Origin of the sequence: Streptomyces sp. SP17BM10 (assembly GCF_036322405.1) — a bacterium.
In the GTDB taxonomy this organism is placed as follows: domain Bacteria; phylum Actinomycetota; class Actinomycetes; order Streptomycetales; family Streptomycetaceae; genus Kitasatospora.
Genome location: NZ_JAQYXB010000249.1, coordinates 1 through 381, shown reverse-complemented (window position 1 = coordinate 381; position 381 = coordinate 1). Strand labels below are relative to the sequence as shown.

Genomic DNA, 381 nt, shown 5'->3' with positions numbered 1-381 from the left:
GGACACTCTTTCCCTTCTCGTCGCTCTTCCGATCTCAGCAAGTGGGTGAGCCACCCGCTGCGCGGCGAGATGCTGGAGCTGAAGAACACCATCAACACGATGGTGGACCAGCTGTCCGGCTTCGCCGAGCAGGTGACCAGGGTCGCCCGCCAGGTGGGCACCGAGGGCCGCCTCGGCGGGCAGGCGCCGGTGCCGGGCGTGGCCGGGCTCTGGCGGGACCTGACCGACTCGGTGAACTTCATGGCCGACAACCTGACCGGCCAGGTGCGCAACATCGCCCAGCTGACGACGGCGGTGGCGCGCGGGGACCTCTCGCAGAAGATCGAGGTGGACGCGCGCGGCGAGATGCTGGAGCTGAAGAACACCATCAACACGATGGTG

Annotated in this window: 1 protein-coding gene; it reads left to right on the top strand. The window is 67.7% G+C overall.

Annotated elements, in window-relative coordinates; all coding sequences use genetic code 11:
- Positions 1 to 45: 45 nt before the first annotated feature.
- On the top strand, positions 46 to 381 hold a 336-nt coding region (locus tag PUR71_RS01075), incomplete at its 3' end, for a HAMP domain-containing protein (RefSeq protein ID WP_443077313.1).